The organism is Paracoccus marcusii, assembly GCF_028621715.1.
GTDB lineage: Bacteria > Pseudomonadota > Alphaproteobacteria > Rhodobacterales > Rhodobacteraceae > Paracoccus > Paracoccus marcusii.
Map to the genome: position 1 here is coordinate 1,333,735 of NZ_CP117466.1, position 21,492 is coordinate 1,355,226.

Sequence of the window (21,492 nt, forward strand, 5' to 3'; positions counted from 1 at the left end):
CGACCCGATCCCGGAGGAACCCATGCTGCGCCTTGGCGTCAACATCGACCACGTCGCCACCATCCGCAACGCGCGGGGCACGCCCTGGCCCGACCCGCTGCGGGCCGCGCTGATCGCCCAGGCCGCGGGCGCGGACGGCATCACCGCCCATCTGCGCGAGGATCGCCGCCATATCAGCGACGCCGATATCGACGCGCTGATGGCCAACCTGACCCAGCCCCTGAACTTCGAGATGGCCGCCACGATGGAGATGCAGGCCATCGCCCTGCGCCATCGTCCGCATGCCGTCTGCATCGTCCCCGAAAAGCGCGAGGAGCGTACGACCGAAGGCGGTCTGGACGTCGCGGGCAACGACAATGCGCTGGCCGGATACATCGCGCCGCTGCGCGAGGCCGGCTGTCGGGTGTCGCTGTTCATCGGTCACGAACCCGCCCAGATCCGCGCCGCCGCCCGGATCGGCGCGGCGGTGGTCGAACTGCACACCGGCGCCTATTGCGATCTGGACACCGAAGGCCGCCACGCCGAGCGCGACGCCGAACTGGCCGCCCTGCGCGAGGGTGCCGCGCTGGCCCATGACCTGGGGCTGGAGGTCCATGCGGGCCACGGGCTGACATTCGATACGGTCGGTCCCATCGCGGCCATTCCCCAGGTGGCCGAACTGAACATCGGGCATTTCCTGATCTCGGAATCGGTGTTCCTGGGGCTGGAGGGCGCAATCCGCGAGATGCGCGCGCGCATGGACGCGGCGCGGGCGTGATCCCATTCCTGTCCAAAGACCCGTCGGGACGTACGGCATGATCCTGGGCATCGGCACGGACCTGGCCAACATCGACCGCATCCAAGGGACGCTGGACCGCTTTGGCGACCGGTTCCGCAACCGTGTCTTCACGCAGACCGAACTGGCCAAGGCTGCCCGCCGCGCCGACGAGGCCGGCACCCTGGCCAAGCGGTGGGCCGCCAAGGAGGCCTGCTCCAAGGCGCTTGGCACGGGTCTTGCCATGGGCATCAGCTGGCGCGACATGGCGGTGACGAACCTGCGGTCGGGCCAGCCGGTCATGGCGCTGACGGGCTGGGCCGCGGACCGGCTGGCGGCGATGACGCCCGCCGATCATCACGCGGTCGTGCATGTCACGCTGACCGACGACCACCCCTGGGCGCAGGCCTTCGTGGTGATCGAGGCGCGTCCCGGCCCTGCGCCTGCTTGACTTTGACCCAGTGCCCGGCCCATGAACACCCGACGCAGGGCCCCCGGCCCGAGGGATAAGAGGACCACGCGGAATGGCAACGGCAGCGCCCGAGAAAAAGGACGGCATCTGGGAGACGATCAAGACGATCTTCTGGGCGCTGGTGATCGCGGGCATCTTCCGCACGCTGTTCTTCCAGCCCTTCTGGATCCCGTCGGGCAGCATGAAGGACACGCTGCTGATCGGTGATTTCCTGTTCGTGAACAAGATCGCCTATGGCTATTCCGCGCACAGCTGCCCGTTCTCGATGTGCCCGATCAGCGGCCGCATCCTGGAACGCGAACCGGCGCGCGGCGACGTGGCCGTGTTTCGCCACCCGACCCGCAACGTCGATTTCATCAAGCGCGTGATCGGCCTGCCGGGCGACACCGTGCAGATGCGCGGCGGCCGCCTGTGGCTGAACGGAGAGCCGGTCCAGGTCACCCCCGCCGGCGAGTTCATCGAGGTCAAGGAACAGCAGGGGCCGCAGGGCCTGATCCCGCGCTGCGTGAACGACCCGGTGCCCGAGGGCGGCGACTGCATCAGCGAACGCATGACCGAGACGCTGCCGGGCGGCAATACCCATGACATCTTGAACATCGTCGATGGCTGGGTGGCCGACGACACGCCGACCTTCACCGTCCCCGAAGGACAGTACTTCTTCATGGGCGACAACCGCGACAATTCTGAAGACAGCCGTTTCCCGGCCGAGATCGGCGGCCTGGGCTTCGTGCCGGCCGAATACCTGATCGGCCGCGCCGACCGCATCATGTTCTCGTCGGCGGGGCGGTCGCTGCTGTATTTCTGGACGTGGCGGTCCGACCGCTTCTTCAAGGCGGTGAATTGACGCCCTCGGCCGACATCCGGGCCTTCATGGCCCGTCTGGGGCATGAATTCGCGCGGCCCGAACTGCTGATCCGCGCGCTGACGCATGGCTCGATCGCCAGCGTCACGCGGCCCGACAACCAGCGGCTGGAGTTCCTGGGCGACCGCGTCCTGGGTCTGGTCATGGCCGAGGCGCTGTTTACCGCAGACACCGCCGCCAGCGAGGGCCAGCTTGCCCCGCGCTACAACGCGCTGGTGCGCGGAGAGACCTGCGCCGCGGTGGCCCGCGAGCTGTCCCTGGGCGACGTGCTGAAGCTGGGTCGGTCCGAGATGCTGTCGGGCGGGCGTCGCAAGGACGCCCTTCTGGCCGATGCGATGGAGGCGGTGCTGGCCGCCGTTTATCTGGATGCGGGCTTCGATGCGGCCCGTCAGGTCGTGCTGCGCCATTGGGCGCCACGTCTGGCGCGGGTCGATGCCGACAGCCGCGACGCCAAGACCGCCCTGCAGGAATGGGCCCAGGCCCAGGGCATGCCGCCCCCCGTCTATGAACAGACCGAACGCAGCGGCCCCGACCATGCGCCGGTCTTCCTGATCACCGTGCGGCTGGAAGACGGCCGCGACGCGCAGGCCCGCGGCACGGGCACCAAGCGCAGCATCGAACAGGCCGCCGCGCAATCGCTGCTGGATCGGCTGGAAGGACTGACATGACCGACGACGACATCGCCCCCGATCAGCCGCCCGCGGCGCAACCCGACGGGCCCACCCGCGCGGGCTTCGTCGCCCTGATCGGAGAGCCCAATGCAGGCAAGTCCACGCTGCTGAACCAGATGGTCGGCGCCAAGGTCAGCATCGTGACCCACAAGGTCCAGACAACCCGCGCACGCATCCGCGGCATCGCCATGCACGGCCCCGCGCAGATCGTCTTTGTCGACACGCCGGGCATCTTCCGCCCGCGCCGGCGGCTGGACCGCAGCATGGTCGCCGCGGCCTGGGGCGGGGCGTCGGACGCCGACATCGTGCTGGTCCTGGTCGAGGCGCATCGCGGCCTGACCGACGGCACGCAGGCGATCCTGGATCAGCTGGTCGACCTGGGCAAGGGGACGCCCGTCGCGCTGATCATCAACAAGATCGACCGCGTCAAGGCCGAGACCCTGCTGGCCCTGTCCCAGCAGCTGAACGAGGCCTATCCCTTTGCCGAGACGTTCATGATCTCGGCCATGCGCGGCCATGGCTGTCAGCAGCTGCGCGGCTGGCTGGCCCGCAGCCTGCCCGAAAGCCCGTGGCTTTACCCCGAGGATCAGATCGCCGACCTGCCCATGCGCATGATCGCCGCCGAGATCACCCGCGAGAAGCTGACCCTGCGCCTGCACGAGGAGATCCCCTATCAGCTGACGGTGGAGACCGAGGCCTGGGAGGAGAAGGACGACGGCAGCGCCCGCGTCGAACAGGTCGTCTATGTCGCCCGCCAGGGCCACAAGGGCATCGTCCTGGGCCGCGGCGGAGAGACGATCAAGGCCGTGGGTCAGGCCGCCCGCGTCGAGCTGGAGGAGTTCATGGGCCGCCGCGTCCATCTGTTCCTGCAGGTGCGCGTCCGCGAGAACTGGGAGAACGAGGCCGAACGCTATGACGAGATCGGCCTGAACTTCCGCGACGGCGATGGCTGAGCCGCGCCTGGCCGCGTCCCTGTGGGTCGCGGCCTATCTGGCCCGCCTGGCGCAGGCCACCATCCCCGCCTATGTGCTGGCGCGCGGTGACGATACGGCGGGCGCGATCGCGGTGAAATGCGCCCATCTGGACGGCACCGCCGCACTGTGGATGCGCGAATGGGACATGGACAGCGACACCCGTCCCTGGGTCGCGACCGACAGGGGCACCGAGCGTGACATCGACGCTGCCATCGCCCGCCAGCGGTCCCGCGATCGCGACCTGTGGGTGATCGAGATCGAATCGCGCGACGGCACCACGCTGCTGGATCGCGACGGACTGTTCTGACCTCTGGCGGGGTCGCTGTTTGCAGAATATGCATCACGCCATGAGCAGCACCCCGCAAACCGATTCGCCCAAGGGCCTTGCCTATGCCGTCGCGGCCTATGGGCTGTGGGGGTTCCTGCCGATCTACATGAAGGCGCTGGCGCATCTGCCCGCGGCCGAGATCATCGCCCATCGCATCGTCTGGTCGCTGCCCATCGCGGCGGCCGTCCTGTTGTGGCAGGGCCGCGCGGCCGAGGTCGGCCAAGCCCTGCGCCAGCCGCGCCTGCTGGCGATGGCGGCGCTGACGGCGGTTCTGATCTCGGTCAACTGGCTGATCTATGTCTGGGCGATCTCGAACGATCACGCGCTGGACGCGGCGCTTGGCTATTACATCAACCCGCTGTTCAGCGTGTTTCTGGGCGCGACGCTGCTGGGGGAACGGCTGACGCGGGGGCAGGTCGCGGCCATCGCGCTGGCGGCCACCGCGGTGATCGTGCTGACCGTGCAGGCGGGCAGCCTGCCGGTGGTGGCGATCGGCCTGACGCTGTCCTGGGGCCTCTATGCCTATTGCAAGAAAAGCCTGCCGCTTGGCCCCAACCAGGGCTTCACGCTGGAGGTGCTGCTGCTGACCCCGCTGGCGGCGGGCTTCCTGATCTGGCAAACGCTGCAGGGCCAGTCGCATTTCACTGGCGCCGGCTGGGGCCAGGCGCTGTTGCTGCTGGGATGCGGGCCGGTCACGGCGATCCCGCTGCTGTTCTATGCCAACGGGGCCAAGCTGATCCGCCTGTCGACCATCGGCATCCTGCAATACATCGCGCCGACGATGATCTTTCTGTGCGCGGTGGTGCTGTTCGGCGAACCCTTCGACGGGGCCCGCCTGATCGCGTTCCCGATGATCTGGGCGGCGCTGGTCATCTATTCGGTGACGCTGGTCCGCCAGGCGGGCCAGAGACGCCGCGACCGTCGCGACCTGGCCGCCCGGCGCATGCAATAGGCACCCCATGCCGGCGGGGCGCGCGACCGTGGCCCGCGTGACGCCCTCTGGCCCCCGCAGGCCGGATCGCGCAAGCTGTGTCGGCGGACCCGGAGGCTGTGATGGAATGGCAGGCAGAAGGCACCGTGATCGGCCGCCGTCCCCATGGCGAGACGGCCGTCATCATCGACGTGCTGACCCTTGAACACGGGCGCCATGCCGGGGTCGTCCCCGGCGGGGCATCGCAGAAACGCGCCGCCATGCTGCAGCCCGGCGCGCGGCTGACCCTGCGCTGGCGCGCGCGCCAGTCGGACCAGCTGGGCAGCTTTGCCGCCGAGCCGCTGCGCATGCGGGCGGGGCTGATGGCCGATTCGACCGCGCTTGCCGGCCTGAACGCCGTCTGCGCGCTGCTGGTCTTTGCGCTGCCCGAACGCGATCCGCACCCGATGCTGGTCCAGCGGACCGAGGCGCTGCTGGACCAGATCGAGGCGGGTGCCGACTGGCCGCCCGCCTATCTGGCGTGGGAGATGCTTCTGCTGGACGAGATGGGGTTCGGCCTGGACCTTGCCAGCTGCGCGGTGACCGGCGCGACCGAGGGGCTGGCCTATGTCAGCCCAAGATCAGGCCGTGCGGTCAGCCGGCAGGGGGCGGGGGACTGGGCCGACCGCCTGCTGCCACTGCCGGCGGTCATGGGCGGGGCGGGCGACAATCGCGGCCGCGACTTGGCCCAGGGGCTGGCCATCACCGGGCATTTCCTGGAACGGCGGCTGGCGCCCGACCTGGTCGGACGCCCGTTGCCCGCCGCGCGGGGGCGGCTTGTGCGGCGCCTGCTGCGCCCCGCCGCGGGGCCGCAGGTCGGCTGAGGCCTACTGGTTGCCGCGGGCGGCCGACAGCGCGTCGGTGGCCTGTTCAGCGGGGCGGCCGCTTTCGAAGATCAGCCAGGTCGGGCCCTTGATGCGCAGAACGCCGCCATAGAACTCCATCGAATTGGCTTGCTGCAGCGCCTCGAAGAAGCGCTGTTCGACGGCCAGATCCTTGCAGTCGGTGACGCCGGTCGTCTGCAGCGGCTCGAAGGCGACGGCGGGCAGTGGGACGGTGTTCTTGGCCGCATAGCCGTTGCACGGCCCGCGACCGGACACGCCCTCGGGGCGGGTCGTCAGGGTGATGTTGCGCAGCGGCACGGTGCCGTTGCCGATGCCCACCAGCACATAGTCGTTGGCCGGGATGCCGCCCATCGGGTCGCCCGCCGGTTCCGAGCAGGCGGACAGGGTCAAGGTGGCGATGGCGGCCAGGGCAAGGGCGGGGCGGATCGTCAGGGACATGGGCAGGCTCCTATGGGCGCAGACAAGCGGGGCTGAGGTGGTCTAGCGTCATTTTCGGCGCCGATCCAGCCCGCGCGCGCATCAGCCTAACAACCTGCGCGCGATCACCTGGGCCTGGATTTCTGCCGCGCCCTCGAAGATGTTCAGGATGCGGGCATCGCACAGCACCCGGCTGATCGGATATTCCAGCGCAAAACCGTTGCCACCGTGGACTTGCAGGGCATTGTCGGCCGCCGACCAGGCCACGCGGGCACCCAGCAGCTTGGCCATCCCGGCCTCGACATCGCAGCGGTGACCGTGATCTTTTTCCCACGCGCTGAAATAAGTCAGCTGCCGCGCGATCATGATTTCGACAGCCATCATCGCCAGCTTGTCGGCCACGCGGGGAAAGGCCGCCAGCGGCTTGCCGAACTGCCTGCGGTCCAGCGCATAGCGCAACCCCAGGTCCAGCGCGTTCTGCGCCACCCCGATCGCGCGCGCCGCGGTCTGGATGCGGGCGGATTCGAACGTCTCCATCAGCTGCTTGAAGCCGCGGCCCGTCTCTCCACCCAGAAGGTTCGCGCCGTCGACGCGGAACCCGTCAAAGGCAAGCTCGTATTCCTTCATCCCGCGATAGCCCAGCACCTCGATCTCTCCGCCAGTCATGCCGGGGGTGGGAAAGGGGTCGGCATCGGTGCCGGGGGTCTTTTCGGCGATGAACATCGACAACCCGCGATAGTCGTCGGTCGCGGGGTCCGTGCGCGCCAGCAGGGTCATGATATGCGTACGGGCGGCATGGGTGATCCAGGTCTTGTTCCCGGTCACCACCCAATCGTCGCCGTCCCGAACCGCGCGGGTGCGCAGGCTGCCCAGGTCGCTGCCGGTGTTGGGTTCGGTGAAGACCGCGGTGGGCAGCGTCTCGCCACTGGCCAGGCGCGGCAGCCAGTGCGCCTTCTGCGCCTCGGTGCCGCCGCACAGGATAAGCTCGGCCGCGATCTCGCTGCGCGTGCCAAGAGAGCCCACGCCGATATAGCCGCGCGACAGCTCCTCGGACACGACGACCATCGCGGCCTTGGACAGGCCCAGGCCGCCGAATTCCTCGGGTATGGTCAGGCCGAAGACGCCCAGTTCGGCCAGTTCGCTGATGATCTCCATCGGGATCAACTGATCCTGCAGGTGCCAGCCATGGGCATGGGGGGCGACCTTGTCGTCGCTCCACCGGCGGAACTGATCGCGGATCATCTCCAGATCCTCGTCCAGGCCGCTGGCGCCAAAGATCGCCGCGCCGGCGTCGCGCGCCATCAGAGCGGCCAGTTCGGCCCGCGCCTCGGGCGTGTTGCCCGCCATCAGTGACAGCGCCTGTTCCGACGGCTGCCACGTCACGCCCAGATCGGACAGGCGCGCGAATTCGGTCTGGCTCATCGGGATGCCGCCTAGGATCTGGGTCAGGTATTCTCCCATGCCGATGCGGGTGATCAGCGCCTCGACGGGGCCGTCCACGCGCGCGGACCAGTCGGCCAGCTGGCGCAGCGACATGACATAGGTGGCCAGCCAGGACAGGGCATGCGCCGCATGCTGGTGCCGCTCCAGCGCGTCTGTGTCGACGCGGCCGTCCACCGTCACGCGGGCGCGCAGGGCCTCCTTGGCACGGGCCAGCAGATCGTCCAGTTCGGACAGGACGGTCTGGGACTGATGGGTCATGTCTTTCATCGATTCGTCCTTTCGCGGCATTGCAGCATGGGTAGCGCCTTCGCACCTGCAGCGCAACAATTTTGCGCCCAATGGCCGCCACGCGACCTAATGTGTCGCACCGGATTCGCATGTCACTGATCCGTCAAAGCGGCCTTTTCCTTTCCCGGCGTCGCGGTTAGCGTGCCCCCATGTTCGGACTGGAGCCCTGGCAATTCATGGCGGCCTTCGGGGTTACCGCCTTCGCGGGCTTCGTGAAGGGGGCCCTGGGCTTTGCCATGCCGATGATCATGATCTCGGCCTTCGGGTCGATCATGCCGGCGCCGGTGGCCCTTGCGGCGATGATCCTGCCGACGCTGTTCACCAACATCCAGCAGGCCGTGCGCGACGGGCGGCCCGCCGCCGTGGCCTCGGCCGTCAAGTTCCGCCTGCACATCGCGATGGTCGGCATCTTCATCTGCGTCTCTGCCGGGTTCGCGGCGGTGATCCCGCAATGGGTGATGTACGCGCTGCTGGGCGTGCCGATCACGCTGTTCGCGCTGTGGCAGCTGTCGGGCCGGCCGCTGGTCCTGAACCTGCGCCACCGCAGGCGGGCAGAGGGGTGGTCGGGCGTCATCGGCGGACTGTACGGCGGCATCTCGGGCATCTGGGGGCCGCCGCTGATCGTCTATCTGCTGTCGGTGGGCACCGAAAAGCGCGAACAGGTGCGGGTGCAGGGCGTCGTGTTCCTGATCGGCGCGGTCGTCCTGACGGTGGCGCACCTGTTTTCCGGCCTGCTGAACGCATCGACCCTGCCCCTGTCCGCGGTCCTGTGCATCCCGGCATTTGCGGGGATGATGGCGGGGTTTGCGCTGCAGGACCGGCTGGATGTCGAACAGTTCCGCCGCTGGACGCTGCTGCTGCTGGTCCTGACCGGGCTGAACCTGATCCGCCGCGCCTTTGATCTCTGGAGCCTGTGATGCCTGACGCCGCCGACCTGACCGCCCGCCTGATCCGCTGCCCCTCGGTCACGCCCGAGGAGGGCGGCGCCCTGGTCCTGCTGCAGGAGGTGCTGGAGGAGGCGGGCTTCGACTGCCACCGCGTCGACCGCAACGGCACGCCGAACCTGTTCGCACGATGGGGCGCCAAGGGAGCGCGGGCCATCGGCTTCAACGGGCACACCGACGTGGTGCCGCCGGGTGATCCGGCATCCTGGACGCACCCGCCGTTCTCCGGCCACTGGGACGCGGACGACGTGATCTGGGGTCGGGGCGCCACCGACATGAAATCCGGCGTCGCGGCCTTTGTCTGCGCCGCGGTGGATTTCGTGCGCCAGACGCCCCCGGACGGGGCCGTGATCCTGACCATCACCGGCGACGAGGAAGGCCCGTCCCGCGACGGCACCATCGCCCTGCTGGACTGGATGGCCGCGAACGACGAACGCATGGAGGCCTGCATCGTCGGAGAGCCGTCGAACCCCGAGGTGATGGGAGAGATGATGAAGATCGGCCGGCGTGGATCGGCCACCTACACCATCACCGCCAAGGGTCGTCAGGGGCATGCCGCCTATCCGCACAAGGCGCTGAACCCGCTGCACGCGCTGACCCGCTATCTGGCCGACCTGACCGCCGAACCGCTGGACCAGGGCACGGATCATTTCGACCCCTCGGGGCTGCAGATCACCACGATCGACTGCGGCAACCCCGCGTCGAACGTGATCCCGGAAAAGGCGGTGGCGGTGGTCAACATCCGCTTCAACGACCTGCATACCGGGGCGGGCCTGCTGGACCGCCTGCGCGACCGCGCGGCGGCGGTGCAGGAGCAGACCGGCGTGACGCTGAGCGTCGAGGCCCAGATCTCGGGCGAGGCGTTCCTGACCGCGCCCGGCCCCTTCGTCGACATGGTGCGCGGCGTCGTCCAGCAGGAGACGAACCGGCAGCCGGTCCTGTCCACATCGGGCGGCACCTCGGACGCGCGCTTCGTCAAGGATCACTGCCCGGTGGTGGAATTCGGGCTGGTCGGTGCCCACATGCACCAGGTGGACGAACGTGTCCCCGCCCAGCAGGTCCGCCAGCTGCAGGTGATCTATCAGCGTATCCTGGAAAGGTTCTTTGCATGACCATCGTCGAGACGACCGACCTGGCCGCCTGCCACGCGCTGCGCCGCACCGTCTTCATCGAGGAGCAGAACGTCCCCGAGGCCGAGGAGATGGACGACCTGGACGGCGACGCCGTCCACCTGCTGGCGACCGATGCGGAGGACCGTCCGGTCGCGACCGCGCGCCTGCTGGTCAAGGACGACATCGGCAAGATCGGCCGCGTCTGCGTGCTGGCCGACCAGCGCGGAACCGGCATGGGTGCCGCCTTGATGCGGGTCGCCATCGACGCGCTGGCCGCCCGTGGCGTGCGCCAGGTGCGGCTGGGATCGCAGACCCATGCGATGGGTTTCTATGAAAAGCTGGGCTTTGTCGCCGAGGGCCCCGTCTATGACGACGCGGGCATCCCGCATCGCGACATGGCCCTGGACCTGAAGTGAGCCGATGACCCAGACCCAGATCCCCAGCAAGGCGCAGATCCTCGAATGGGTGTCCGACAATCCGGACGCCAATTCCAAGCGCGATATCGCCAAGGCCTTCGGCATCAAGGGCGCCGCGCGGATCGAGCTGAAGCGCCTGTTGAAGGAGCTGGAGGCCGAGGGCCATCTGGAGCGCCGCCGCCGCCATTACCTGGACGCCGAGACGCTGCCGCCGGTGACGGTCCTGGAACTGCTGGCGCCGGACGGGTCGGGCGATCTGTTCGCGCGACCGCTGGAATGGTCGGGGACCGGGCCGATGCCGCGGATCCTGTACGCGCCGCTGAAGGCCGATCCGGCCCTGGGCCGCGGCGACCGGTTCCTGGGCCGGCTGATGCCGGTTCTGGGCGAGGACTATCAGTACCGCGCCCGCCTGATCCGCCGCATCACGGCCAGCGCGAACCGCATCACCGGCATTTTCCGCAAGGACAGCGAGGGCGGCCGCATCCTGCCCATCGACAAGGGCCAGGACAAGGAATGGCGCGTCCGTGCCGACGCCACCCTGGACGCCGAGAACGGCGAACTGGTGCAGGGCGAACAGATCGGCCCACGCGGCCGCATGGGCCTGCCGCAGGCGCGCATCATCGAACGTCTGGGCGATCCGTCGGCACCCCGCGCGGTCAGCCTGATCGCGATCCACCAGCACGGCATCCCCGACGAATTTCCGCAAAAGGCGCTGGACGAGGCCGAGGCCGCCAAGCCCGCGCCGCTGAAGGGGCGGGACGACCTGCGCCATCTGCCGCTTGTCACCATCGACCCGTCGGACGCGCGCGACCACGACGATGCGGTCGCGGCCTTCGTCGAGGAGGACGGCGGCGCGACGATCTGGGTCGCCATCGCCGACGTGGCCCATTATGTCCGCCCCGGCAGCGCGCTGGACCGCGAGGCCTGGGGGCGCGGCAACTCGACCTATTTCCCCGACCGCGTGGTGCCGATGCTGCCAGAGGCGCTGTCGGCGGACCTGTGTTCGCTGCACGAGGGCGTCGACCGACCCGTCATCGCGGTCGAGATGCGGCTGGACGCGCAGGGCAACAAGACCGGCCACCGGTTCCACCGCGCCATGATGAACAGCCGCGCCAGCCTTGCCTATGAGCAGGCGCAGGCGGGCGCGGACGGGGTGCCCGACGCGCAGACCGCGCCGCTGATGGACGACGTGATCCGCCCGCTGTGGCATGCCTATGGCCTGCTGAAGGACGCGCGCGAGCGCCGCCAGCCGCTGGAACTGGACCTGCCGGAACGCCGGATCGAGCTGTCGCCCGAGGGGCGCGTCACGGCCGTGGCGTTCCGCGAACGCCTGGACGCGCACAAGCTGATCGAGGAGTTCATGGTCCTGGCCAACGTGGCCGCCTCCGAGGAGCTGACCCGTCGCAAGCGCCCCCTGCTGTTCCGCGTCCACGAGGAGCCGAGCCTGGCCAAGATGGACGCGCTGCGCGAGGTGGCCCAGGCCTCGGGGTTCACGCTGGCCAAGGGGCAGGTGCTGCACACCAGCCACCTGAACCGCCTGCTGTCCCAGGCCGAGGGCAGCGACTTTGACGAACTGATCAACATCAGCACGCTGCGGTCGATGACCCAAGCCTATTACAACCCCGAGAATTTCGGCCATTTCGGCCTGTCGCTGAAAAGCTATGCGCATTTCACCTCGCCCATCCGGCGGTACGCCGACCTGGTGGTGCACCGGGCGCTGATCAGTGCGCATGGCTGGGGCAAGGACGGGCTGACCGAGGATCAGGTCGAACGCCTGCCCGAGACCGCGACCCATATCAGCGAGACCGAGCGGCGATCCATGGCCGCGGAACGCGACACGACCGACCGCTATCTGGCGGCGTTCCTGGCCGAACGCGTGGGCACCGAGATGACCGGCCGCATCAGCGGCATCCAGAAGTTCGGCGCCTTCGTCAAGCTGGACGAGACGGGGGCCGACGGGCTGCTGCCGATCCGCGCCATCGGGCAGGAGTATTTCCACTTCGACCCCGACCGCCAAATGCTGATCGGCAGCGACACGGGCCTGGAGATCGGCATCGGACAGCGGGTGACCGTGCGCCTGGCCGAGGCGCTGCCCCTGACCGGGGGGCTGCTGCTGGACCTGCTGGAGCTGGAGGGCGCGACCCTGCCGCGCGGTCCGTCCAAGGGACGCCGCGGCGGTGGACCGGGTCGCATGGCCGTCAAGTCGCGGCTGGCCGAGATCAAGCGCGCCACCAAGCGGCGGCGCAAGCGCTGATCAGCTTTCGCGGAACGCGCGATTGAAGTAGTCGGCCAGCGGCTTCATCAGGTAAGCCATCGGGCTGCGGTCGCCGGTCTGGATATAGACCTCGACCGGCATGCCGGGCACCAGCGCCAGCCCGCCCAGCTTGTCCAGTTGGTCGGGCGGGATCGAGACCTCGGCCCGGTAATAGGGGGTCCGCGTCGCCTCATCCAGCAGGGCATCGGCGGAGATGCGGTCCAGCCGCCCGTCGATTTCCGGCGTGGTGCGCGACGAGAATGCGGAAAAGCGCAGGACGACCGGCTGGCCCAGCTGGATCTCGTCGATGTTGATCGTCGCCACGCGCGCGCCGATCACCAGCGGGCGGTCCTGCGGGATGATGTAGAGCAGCGGGTCGGCGGGCCGGATCACCGACCGCGGCGTGGTGACCTGCATGTTGTAGACGACGCCCGACACGGGGGCGCGGATCTCCAGCCGGTCCAGCTGTTCGGTCAGGCTGCGGCGGCGTTCGGCCAGCTCCAGCTCGCGATAGCCCAGATCGCCCAGTTCCGTCTCGGCCATCTCGCGGCGTTCGGCGGCCAGGCGCAGGCTCTGGATCTGCAGTTCGGTCTGGCGGATCGCGGCCGAGGCGCGGCTGGCCTGCAGCGACCCCAGTTCACCGTCGATGCGCGCGGCCTCGCGCTCGAGGGCCAGCACGCGGCTGGCCTGGGCCAGCCCCCGGTCCAGCAGGCTCTGCTGGTCGGTCAGCTCGCGCCCGATCAGGTCGCGCTGCGTGCCCAGGGCGGCGAACTGGGCGTCGATGCCGTCGACCTCGGAATCGATCTGGTCGGATTGCTTGGCCAGCTGGTCCAGAGACTGGCGCAGCGTGTCCAGCCGCGTGCGGAACAGGCTGGTCTGTCCCGCGATCAGATTCTGCAGCGCCGGCGACGCGGTCGCGGCCTGCACCAGTTCGTCGGGAAAGGTGATCGTGTCGGCATCGGCGCGTTCGGCCTCCAGCCGGCCGCGGCGGGCCAGGATCTCGAAATACTGGCCCTCGACGATGGTGTGCTCGGTGCGCAGCAGCGTGCCGTCCAGCGTCAGCAGCAGATCGCCCGCGGCGACGGTGCTGCCCTCGGATGTGGCGATGTCCTGGACCACGCCGCCATCGGGATGCTGGACGATCTGGCGCTGCTGTTCGACCTCGACCTGGCCACCCGCCACGACCGCGCCCGAGATGCGCGTGGACATCGCCCAGACCGTGAAGCCGCCCACCAGCACCAGCACCGCCACCACGCCCGCGATGATCGGGCCGCGCACCGGCCAGCGCCGGTCGCCCGAGGCCGCGCGTGTCCGACCGCGGCTCATGCGACGCCCCCGCCCTGGCCCGAGGTCTGCGCCTGACGGATCTGGGCCGAATTCTGCACCATCTGTTCCAGCACCTTGTCACGCGGGCCGAAGGCGCGGCGGACGCCGCCCTCCAGCACCAGCAGGTTTTCGCATTCGTTGATCGCGGCGGGACGGTGGGCCATGATGATGACCGCGCCGCCCTGCGACTTCAGCCGCCGGATCGCGGCATTCAGCGCCTCGGATCCCAGGTTGTCCAGGTTCGAGTTCGGCTCGTCCAGAACCAGCAGCACGGGGTCGGGATAGAGCGCGCGGGCCAGGCCGATGCGCTGAATCTGGCCGCCCGACAGACGGCCCGCCGTCTGGCTGATGCGCGTGTCGTATCCCTGCGGCAGGTCCAGGATCATCTGGTGCGCGGCGGCCGCCTGTGCGGCGCGCACCACCTGGTCGGGGTCGGGGCGGTCGGACAGGCGGGCGATGTTTTCGGCGATCGTGCCGTCGAAGAGCGTCACCTGCTGGGGCAGATAGCCGATCAGGCCGCCCAGCACGTCGGGGTGGTACTGGTCCAGCGTCGCGCCGCCCAGACGGATGCTGCCGCCGCCCACGCGCCACGCGCCGATCAGCGCCCGCGCCAGCGTCGACTTGCCCGCGCCCGACGGACCGATGACCCCCAGGGCCGTGCCAGGCGCCACGCCGAAGCTGACGCCGCGCAGGGTGGCCTGCCCCTCTCCCGGCGGGGCGACCGAGAGGTTGCGCACCTCCAGCCGGGCCTCGGGGCGGGGAAGGGGGGTGCGGACCGGATCGGCCGGCTGGCGCGACAACAGGCCCGCCAAGCGGCCCCAACCGTCCTGCGCGGCCTGAACCGATGGCCAGCCGCCGACCAGCTGGTCCACCGGGGCCAGGGCGCGGCCCATCACGATGGAGCTGGCGATCATCGCGCCGGGCGTCAGTTCCTGGCGCAGCACCAGCCAGGCCCCCGCCGCCAGCATCGCGCTTTGCAGGAACAGCCGGAAGGTCCGCGAAAAGACGCTGAACCCCGCCGACAGGTCTCCGGCGCGGACCGCATTGTCCTGTGATTCAGACCGGGCCAGGCGCCAGCGGGCAAAGGTGGCGCCGCGCATGCCCAGGGCGCCGATCACCTCGCCCTCGTCGCGATAGAGGTCCGCCATGCGCTGCGCCTGCGCGCCGGCCTGGGCCGAACCCTGCAGCGGCGCGCGGGTCAGGACGCGGTTCAGGATCGTGGTGCCGACCAGGATCCCGCCGCCGATGGTTGCGACGATGCCCAGGACCGGGTGGAACATGAAGACCGCCGCCAGGAAAAGCGGTGCCCAGGGCAGGTCGAAGAAAGCCAGCATGACCGGTGACCCGATCAGCCGCTGGACGGAATCCAGGTCGCGCATCCCGCCCGCCGTGGCGGCCGATTCGTCGCCGCGCAATGCGCCCTCGCGCAGCGCGGCGTCGAAGACGCGACCCTCCATCCGGTCCTGGAACCGGGCGGCGATCCGCTGCATCACGCGGTTGCGGATGATGTCGATCGCACCCATCAGCACGAAGAGGAAGATCACCAGCACGAACAGCGCGGTCAGCGTCTCGACGCTGCGCGAGGCCAGCACACGGTCATAGACCTGCAGCATGAATAGCGGCCCGGTCAGCATCAGCAGGTTCACGACCGCCGAGAAGACCCCCACCGACAGGAACAGCGGCCACCCCGTGGCGCGCGCTTGGCGCAGTTCCCGGGCCCCGTCCGTCAGGTTCGCAGCCTTGGCCATACGTCTTGCCCCGAAAATGCCGCGCCGATGGCGGGGCTTGCCTCGTTACCGCGGCGACCATATCACCACGCAGGGCTTATGCCAGCCTGCCGCGACCCTCGCATCGAAAGGTTAAGGATCCCTTGCGCCCCAACAGCCCCCCCGTCATGGCCCTGCTGCTGACGGCGCTTGTCGCCGCCGGATGCGCGCAGGCGCCCGTCCAGAAGGACGGCATCACCATCAACGACCCGTTCGAGGCGCAGAACCGCCGCGTGCATGCCTTCAACAAGGGGCTGGATGCGCGGGTGATCGGCCCCGTCGCGAACCGGCTGAAGGGCAGTGGTGACGACGCGCCGCGCGACCCCGATGCGCCGATCGGGCTGTTGCAGATGGTCATCAATGCCGGGCGCAACCTGTCCTTGCCCGTCAAGGTCGTGAACGGGCTGCTGCAGGGCAAGCCCCGCGATGCGGGCGCGAACCTGACCCGGTTCGCGGTCAATTCGACGGTCGGGCTGGGCGGCGTCTTCGATCCGGCCGCCGACAGTTTCGGCGTGACGGAACGTGACACCGATTTCGGCCAGACGCTGGCAGTCTGGGGCGTCCCCGAGGGCGCCTATCTGGAACTGCCCGTGCTGGGCCCGTCCACGCAGCGCGATGCGGTGGGGCAGGTCGTCGATCTGCTGATCGATCCGCTGTACCACGTCTTCGACGGTCGGGATGCCGCCACGGTATTCACCCTGCGGGTCGCGTCAAAAGCCGGTGATCGGGCGCGCTTTGGGGATACGGTGGATGGCATTCTGCAGGGCAGTGCGGATAGCTATGCGCAGACGCGGCTGATCTGGCTGATGAACCGCCGCTTTGACCTGGGAGAGACCGGTGACGATTACGACCCCTATGACGATGCGGACGTCATCGACCCCTATTCGGACTGACCGCCGGGGGCTGCTGGGCCTGATCGGATGCGCGTCGCTGACGGCGGTGCTGCCCTGGCGTCCCGCCCATGCGCTGGACGCGGATGGGGCGCACGCGCTGATCGACCGGTCGCTGGCCGAGGTCTATCAGGTCATCAATTCGGGCCAGCCCGCCCCCCAGATGTATCAGCAGTTCGAGGCGATCTTTGCCCGCTATGCGGATGTGGATGTCATCGCGCGTTCGGCGCTTGGTCCGGCGGCGCGCCAGACCGATCCGGCGACCTTTGCCGAGTACCGGCAGGCGTTCCAGGGCTATATCGGCCGCAAGTACGGCGCCCGGTTCCGCGAGTTCATCGGATCGCGGATCGAGGTGACGGGGTCGCGGCAGCTGAAGAGCTTTTATGCGGTGACGTCGGTGGCCTATCTGAACGGTCGCGCGCCGCTGGAGGTCGAATGGCACGTCTCGGACCGCTCGGGGCAGGATCTCTATTTCAACATCATCATCGAGGGCGTGAACATGCTGGCCAGCGAACGGGCCGAGATCGGCGCCATGCTGGCCCGTCGGCAGGGTGATGTCGCGGCGCTGGCCGCCGATCTGCGTCAGGCGGGCTGACCGCACCGGCCCACGAAAAAGCCGCCCGGTCGCAGGACCGGGCGGCTTCTTCATGTCCGGGGGTCAGTTTCCGCCCAGGATGCCGTTCAGGGCGCGGGACAGGGCGTCGTCCGAATCGGCGCCTACGCTGCTGCCCGGCGTGACGGGGGCCCCGCCCTGGACCTCTCCGGGGGCGGTGATCACGCGGCCGCTGTTCTGCGCCTCGATCCCGTTCATCACCCCGGCCAGCGCCGCGGCCAGCGGATCGTCGGCCGATCCGCTGGTCACCACCTGCGGGGTCGTGCCGCCGCTGGACATGATGATCCCGCTGCCGTCGGGCGACACGGTCGACAGGGGCAGCTCGGGCAGCCCGTCATGGATCTCCAGCATCACCGCCTGCCAGATCTCGGCCGGCAGACCGCCGCCGGTGACCCCGGTCAGGGGCGTGTTGTCGTCGTTGCCCATCCAGACGCCGGTCACGTACTGTTCGGTAAAGCCCACGAACCATGCGTCGCGATAGCTGCTGGTCGTGCCGGTCTTGCCCGCCACGGGACGGTCGCCCAGCTGTGCGCGCCCGCCGGTGCCGTTCGAGATCACCTGCTGCATCATGTAGATCAGCTGGCCCGCTGCGCGCTGGCTGATGACGCGTTCACCAAAGCCGCCGGTCTGGCCCATCAGCGGGCGGTCGTCGCCCTGCATCGCGACCTCGACCACGCCGTAGGGCGCGACCGACGTGCCGCCGTTTCGGATGCCGGCATAGGCGCCCGTCAGTTCCATCAGCGTCGCCTCGGACGCGCCCAGGCCCAGGGACGGGCTGGTGGTCAGGTTGCTGACGATGCCAAAATCGCGCGCCACGCGGATCACCTGGTCGCGTCCGACGACCTCCTGCAGGCGGATGGTCGAGGTATTCAGCGATTGCGCCAGGGACTGCGTCAGCGTGACCATGCCGCGATAGTTGCGGGTATAGTTCTGGGGCGACCAGTTGCGCCCGCCGGGGATGCGGATGGTCAGGGGGCCGTCCTCGATCCGGTCGCTTGGCGAATACCCGGCCTCCAGCGCGGCGGCATAGACGAAGGGCTTGAAGCTGGACCCGGTCTGGCGCTTGGCCTGGGTCGCGCGGTTGAAGACACCGTTCACCCGCGTGTCGCGCCCGCCGATGATGGCACGCACCGCGCCGTCGGCGGACATCACCACGACCGCGGCCTCGGCGGTCGAGCCGTCCTTGACCTTCTCGTCGAACACCTTCTGCAGGGCGCGTTCGGCTGCCCGCTGGATGCGCTGGTCAAGCGTGGTCGTGATGGTCACGTCCTCGGTCGTCTCGCTGGTCAGGAAGCCGGGTCCGGATTCCATCAGCCAATCCGCAAAGTAACCGCCCGCCCGGGCCGATGCCGCCTGCGACAGGGTCGCGGGGTTGGCGCGGGCCTGGGCCAGCTGCTGGTCGTCCAGATAGCCTTCCTGGCGCATCAGTCCCATGACGACGCTGGCGCGGGCCTGGGCGCGTTCCAGGCTGGCGGTCGGGGCATAGCGGCTGGGTGCGGGCAGCAGGCCCGCTAGCATTGCGGCCTCGGACACGTTCAGATCGGCCGCGGGCTTGTTGAAATAGACCTGGCTCGCGGCCTCGAACCCGCGGGCGCCGCCGCCCAGATAGGAGCGGTTCATGTAGATCGAGAGGATCTCCTCCTTGCTGTACTTCGCCTCCATGGCGAAGGCATAGGGGATCTCCTTGATCTTGCGCCAGATGCCGCCCGACCGGCATTCGGCCTCGAACTCGGCCTCGTTGGCAAAGCGGGTGGGATCGAACGTGTCGCCCAGGCACAGCAGCTTGGCGACCTGCTGGGTGATGGTGGAACCGCCGTTCCCCTCCAGCGGGCCGCGGCCCTCGGCCATGTTGATGCGGATGGCGCTGGCGATGCCGCGCGGGCTGACGCCGAAATGGCGGAAGAACCGGCGGTCCTCGGACGACAGGACGGCCTGCTGCAGCACCTCGGGGATCTGGTCGCTGGTGACGGCGCCGTATGTCTCTCCGCGCCAGGCGAAGACGCGGCCGTCGCGGTCCAGCATGGTGACGCTGCCGCGGGCGCGACCGTCGAACAGGTCCTGCGCCTCTGGGAGGCTGACATAGAAATAGGCGCTGGCGGCGCCGATGATCAGCGCGACCGTCATGGCCAGGCGCCAGATCGACCCCCAGACGATGCGCCAGGCCAGCGTCACCAGACCGGCGATCCATCCCAGGATGCCGCCGCGCCGCGGCTTTCCGTGCCGCTTGACCTTGCGGGGCGTGGCCTTGGCCGGCGCGGGTTGGCTGCGCTTGTCGGCAACAGGGCTTTTGCCCGAACGGGGCGGGGTACCGGTAGGTCGTTTCATGCGTCGGGTGCCTGCGTGACTGCGTGGCCGGTTGGTCCGGCGGAATTGGCATCCAGCTTACAGCAAGTTTGCGTCGGGGGGAATTGGGCTGACCGAAGCGTGATTTTCCCGTCTGCCGGTCATGCGAAAGGCCCGGCCGCAGGGGCCGGGCCTTTGCCGTGGGGCGGGCGCCCGATCAGTTGTAGGCGTTCTCGCCGTGGGTGGTCACGTCAAGGCCCTGGCGTTCGTCGCTGTCGCTGACGCGTAGGCCGATCAGCGCCTTGACGATATGGATCGCGATGAAGGACACGACCGCCGACCAGACGATGGCAATGATCACGCCCAGGGTCTGGTTCCAGACCTGCGCGCCCATCGCGTATTCGCCCACCGCGCCGGTGGAATAGTCGAACACGCCGCCGCCGCCCAGGGACGGGGCCGCGAAGACGCCCGTCAGGATCGCGCCGACGATGCCGCCGACGCCGTGGATGCCGAACACGTCCAGGCTGTCGTCGATGCCCATGCGGGGCTTGACCGAGATGACGAACCACATGCAGACCAGGCCGGCGATCAGGCCGATCACGATGGCGCCCATGGGTCCGACGAAGCCCGCGGCGGGCGTCACGCCGACCAGGCCTGCGATGGCGCCCGAGATGCCGCCCAGCAGGCTGGGATGGCCGCGCATCATCCATTCGCCGAACGACCAGGCCAGCACGGCGGCGGCGGTGGCGACGGCGGTGTTGATCATCGCCAGCGCGGTCAGGCCGTTGGCTTCGAGGTTCGAGCCCGCGTTGAAGCCGAACCAGCCGACCCACAGGATGCAGCCGCCGACCAGCGTGAAGGTCAGGTTATGGGGCGCCAGCAGCTCCTTGCGGTAACCCAGGCGGGGTCCTGCGACCATGGCCGCGACCAGCGCCGCGACGCCTGCGTTGATGTGGATCACCGTGCCGCCGGCAAAGTCCAGCGCGCCATGCCCGAACAGCAGGCCCGAGGGCGCGTCATAGGCCGACGGGCCGCCCCACCACCAAACCATGTGGGCCATCGGGATGTAGGAGAAGCAGAACCAGATCACCACGAACAGGATCACCGCCGAGAACTTCAGCCGTTCGGCCGTGGCACCCACGATCAGCGCCGAGGCGATGCAGGCGAAGGCCATCTGGAAGATCACGAAGGCCAGTTCCGGGACGTACACGCCGGTCGAGAAGGTCTCGGCCAGGGCATCGGTGCCCACGCCCGCCAGGAACGCCTTGGACAGTCCGCCGATATAGGGGGTGAAGAAGGTCGCGTCCTCGGCGCTGCCGGCACCGGTGAATGCCAGCGAATAGCCGAAAGCGACCCACAGGATCGCGATGATGGAAAAGATGGTCAACACCTGCATCAGCACCGACAGCATGTTCTTGGCGCGCACCAGGCCGCCATAGAACAGCGCCAGGCCCGGCAGGGTCATGAAGATGACCAGGACGGCCGACATCATCAGCCAGGCGGCATCGCCCTTGTCGACGATGGGGGCCGCCGCCTCGACGACCGGGGCCGCGGCGTCCTGCGCGAAGGCTGGGACGGCGGACAGGATCGCCGCCAAAAGACCATATGCGGAAAGCTTTCTCATACTTCTCTCATCCTTAACATCACCCCACGGGCCGCAGCTGCGGCGAACTTCGCCCCTTGGATTGGCAGAATGCAGCCGCTTGCACAGGCCGCAGGCACTGATTCAGGGCGTCCAGACCGGTCATGCTGGGAAAATGGGCTGTAATGCAGGGCGATGCCCGAAATTCAGGCGCGCCGCGTGCGGCCGCGGCAGCCCCGAAAGGGCCGCCGAAAACGCAGGGTGGGAGAGGACGAAAAGGGG

Annotated in this window: 20 protein-coding genes; 14 read left to right on the forward strand and 6 right to left on the reverse strand. The window is 68.9% G+C overall.

The genetic code is table 11. The features are described 5' to 3' along the window. Positions 1-22 precede the first annotated feature (22 nt). From PRL19_RS06540 to recO, 8 genes are all read left to right on the forward strand, one after another. Entirely contained in the window at positions 23-757 is a 735-nt protein-coding gene (locus tag PRL19_RS06540) for a pyridoxine 5'-phosphate synthase (RefSeq protein WP_045981026.1), read from the forward strand. 37 nt (positions 758-794) lie between these two features. Beyond that, the gene (gene acpS, locus PRL19_RS06545; RefSeq protein ID WP_273744296.1) at positions 795-1,205 is read left to right on the forward strand and encodes a holo-ACP synthase; all 411 of its coding nucleotides are present in this window, start codon (positions 795-797) and stop codon (positions 1,203-1,205) included. 73 nt (positions 1,206-1,278) lie between these two features. Then, on the forward strand, positions 1,279-2,070 hold the full coding sequence (gene lepB / locus PRL19_RS06550) for a signal peptidase I (protein ID WP_273744297.1): 792 nt from the start codon (positions 1,279-1,281) through the stop codon (positions 2,068-2,070). Continuing rightward, positions 2,067-2,756: a ribonuclease III gene (gene rnc, locus PRL19_RS06555; protein ID WP_127897782.1), complete on the forward strand. Its 690-nt coding sequence runs from the start codon at positions 2,067-2,069 to the stop codon at positions 2,754-2,756. The genes lepB and rnc overlap by 4 nt, the downstream gene beginning before the upstream one ends. Then, positions 2,753-3,712, forward strand: a complete 960-nt coding sequence (gene era, locus PRL19_RS06560) for a GTPase Era (protein WP_273744298.1) — start codon at positions 2,753-2,755, stop codon at positions 3,710-3,712. Before rnc ends, era begins: the two co-directional genes overlap by 4 nt. Next, on the forward strand, positions 3,705-4,040 hold the full coding sequence (locus PRL19_RS06565; RefSeq protein ID WP_127897783.1) for a DUF1491 family protein: 336 nt from the start codon (positions 3,705-3,707) through the stop codon (positions 4,038-4,040). Before era ends, PRL19_RS06565 begins: the two co-directional genes overlap by 8 nt. A 40-nt stretch (positions 4,041-4,080) precedes the next feature. After that, on the forward strand, positions 4,081-5,013 hold the full coding sequence (gene rarD / locus PRL19_RS06570) for an EamA family transporter RarD (RefSeq protein WP_127897784.1): 933 nt from the start codon (positions 4,081-4,083) through the stop codon (positions 5,011-5,013). 98 nt (positions 5,014-5,111) lie between these two features. After that, a complete protein-coding gene (gene recO, locus PRL19_RS06575; protein WP_273744469.1) occupies positions 5,112-5,855 on the forward strand; it encodes a DNA repair protein RecO in 744 nt (247 codons plus the stop codon). 3 nt (positions 5,856-5,858) lie between these two features. Here recO and PRL19_RS06580 read toward each other — a convergent pair whose 3' ends face one another. Then, entirely contained in the window at positions 5,859-6,314 is a 456-nt protein-coding gene (locus PRL19_RS06580; protein WP_052714564.1) for an META domain-containing protein, read from the reverse strand. 81 nt (positions 6,315-6,395) lie between these two features. Beyond that, positions 6,396-7,994 (reverse strand): acyl-CoA dehydrogenase family protein, encoded by a 1,599-nt coding sequence (locus tag PRL19_RS06585; protein ID WP_420704424.1) that lies wholly within the window; start codon positions 7,992-7,994, stop codon positions 6,396-6,398. A 179-nt stretch (positions 7,995-8,173) separates the two neighbouring features. Here PRL19_RS06585 and PRL19_RS06590 point away from each other — a divergent pair, with 179 nt between their 5' ends. The 4 genes from PRL19_RS06590 to rnr are packed head-to-tail and all read left to right on the forward strand — an operon-like array spanning position 8,174 to position 12,750. Continuing rightward, positions 8,174-8,941: a sulfite exporter TauE/SafE family protein gene (locus PRL19_RS06590; protein WP_273744300.1), complete on the forward strand. Its 768-nt coding sequence runs from the start codon at positions 8,174-8,176 to the stop codon at positions 8,939-8,941. Further along, the gene (gene dapE, locus PRL19_RS06595; RefSeq protein WP_273744301.1) at positions 8,941-10,080 is read left to right on the forward strand and encodes a succinyl-diaminopimelate desuccinylase; all 1,140 of its coding nucleotides are present in this window, start codon (positions 8,941-8,943) and stop codon (positions 10,078-10,080) included. The genes PRL19_RS06590 and dapE overlap by 1 nt, the downstream gene beginning before the upstream one ends. After that, on the forward strand, positions 10,077-10,496 hold the full coding sequence (locus PRL19_RS06600; RefSeq protein ID WP_273744302.1) for a GNAT family N-acetyltransferase: 420 nt from the start codon (positions 10,077-10,079) through the stop codon (positions 10,494-10,496). Before dapE ends, PRL19_RS06600 begins: the two co-directional genes overlap by 4 nt. A gap of 4 nt (positions 10,497-10,500) precedes the next feature. Beyond that, the gene (gene rnr / locus PRL19_RS06605; protein ID WP_273744303.1) at positions 10,501-12,750 is read left to right on the forward strand and encodes a ribonuclease R; all 2,250 of its coding nucleotides are present in this window, start codon (positions 10,501-10,503) and stop codon (positions 12,748-12,750) included. On the opposite strand, the gene PRL19_RS06610 is transcribed toward rnr, so the two are convergent. Continuing rightward, positions 12,751-14,076 (reverse strand): HlyD family type I secretion periplasmic adaptor subunit, encoded by a 1,326-nt coding sequence (locus PRL19_RS06610; protein WP_273744304.1) that lies wholly within the window; start codon positions 14,074-14,076, stop codon positions 12,751-12,753. Then, a complete protein-coding gene (locus PRL19_RS06615) occupies positions 14,073-15,824 on the reverse strand; it encodes a type I secretion system permease/ATPase (RefSeq protein ID WP_273744305.1) in 1,752 nt (583 codons plus the stop codon). The genes PRL19_RS06610 and PRL19_RS06615 overlap by 4 nt, the downstream gene beginning before the upstream one ends. 122 nt (positions 15,825-15,946) lie before the next feature. Here PRL19_RS06615 and PRL19_RS06620 point away from each other — a divergent pair, with 122 nt between their 5' ends. Continuing rightward, a complete protein-coding gene (locus PRL19_RS06620; protein WP_273744306.1) occupies positions 15,947-16,735 on the forward strand; it encodes an MlaA family lipoprotein in 789 nt (262 codons plus the stop codon). Next, the gene (locus PRL19_RS06625; protein ID WP_420704415.1) at positions 16,704-17,327 is read left to right on the forward strand and encodes an MlaC/ttg2D family ABC transporter substrate-binding protein; all 624 of its coding nucleotides are present in this window, start codon (positions 16,704-16,706) and stop codon (positions 17,325-17,327) included. Before PRL19_RS06620 ends, PRL19_RS06625 begins: the two co-directional genes overlap by 32 nt. 63 nt (positions 17,328-17,390) lie before the next feature. Here the strand turns inward: PRL19_RS06625 and PRL19_RS06630 are convergent, their stop codons facing one another. Next, entirely contained in the window at positions 17,391-19,670 is a 2,280-nt protein-coding gene (locus PRL19_RS06630) for a transglycosylase domain-containing protein (RefSeq protein WP_273744308.1), read from the reverse strand. A 175-nt stretch (positions 19,671-19,845) separates the two neighbouring features. Next, complete coding sequence (locus PRL19_RS06635; RefSeq protein ID WP_273744309.1) at positions 19,846-21,252, reverse strand: ammonium transporter; 1,407 nt, start codon at positions 21,250-21,252, stop codon at positions 19,846-19,848. Between the last annotated feature and the right edge of the window lie 240 nt (positions 21,253-21,492).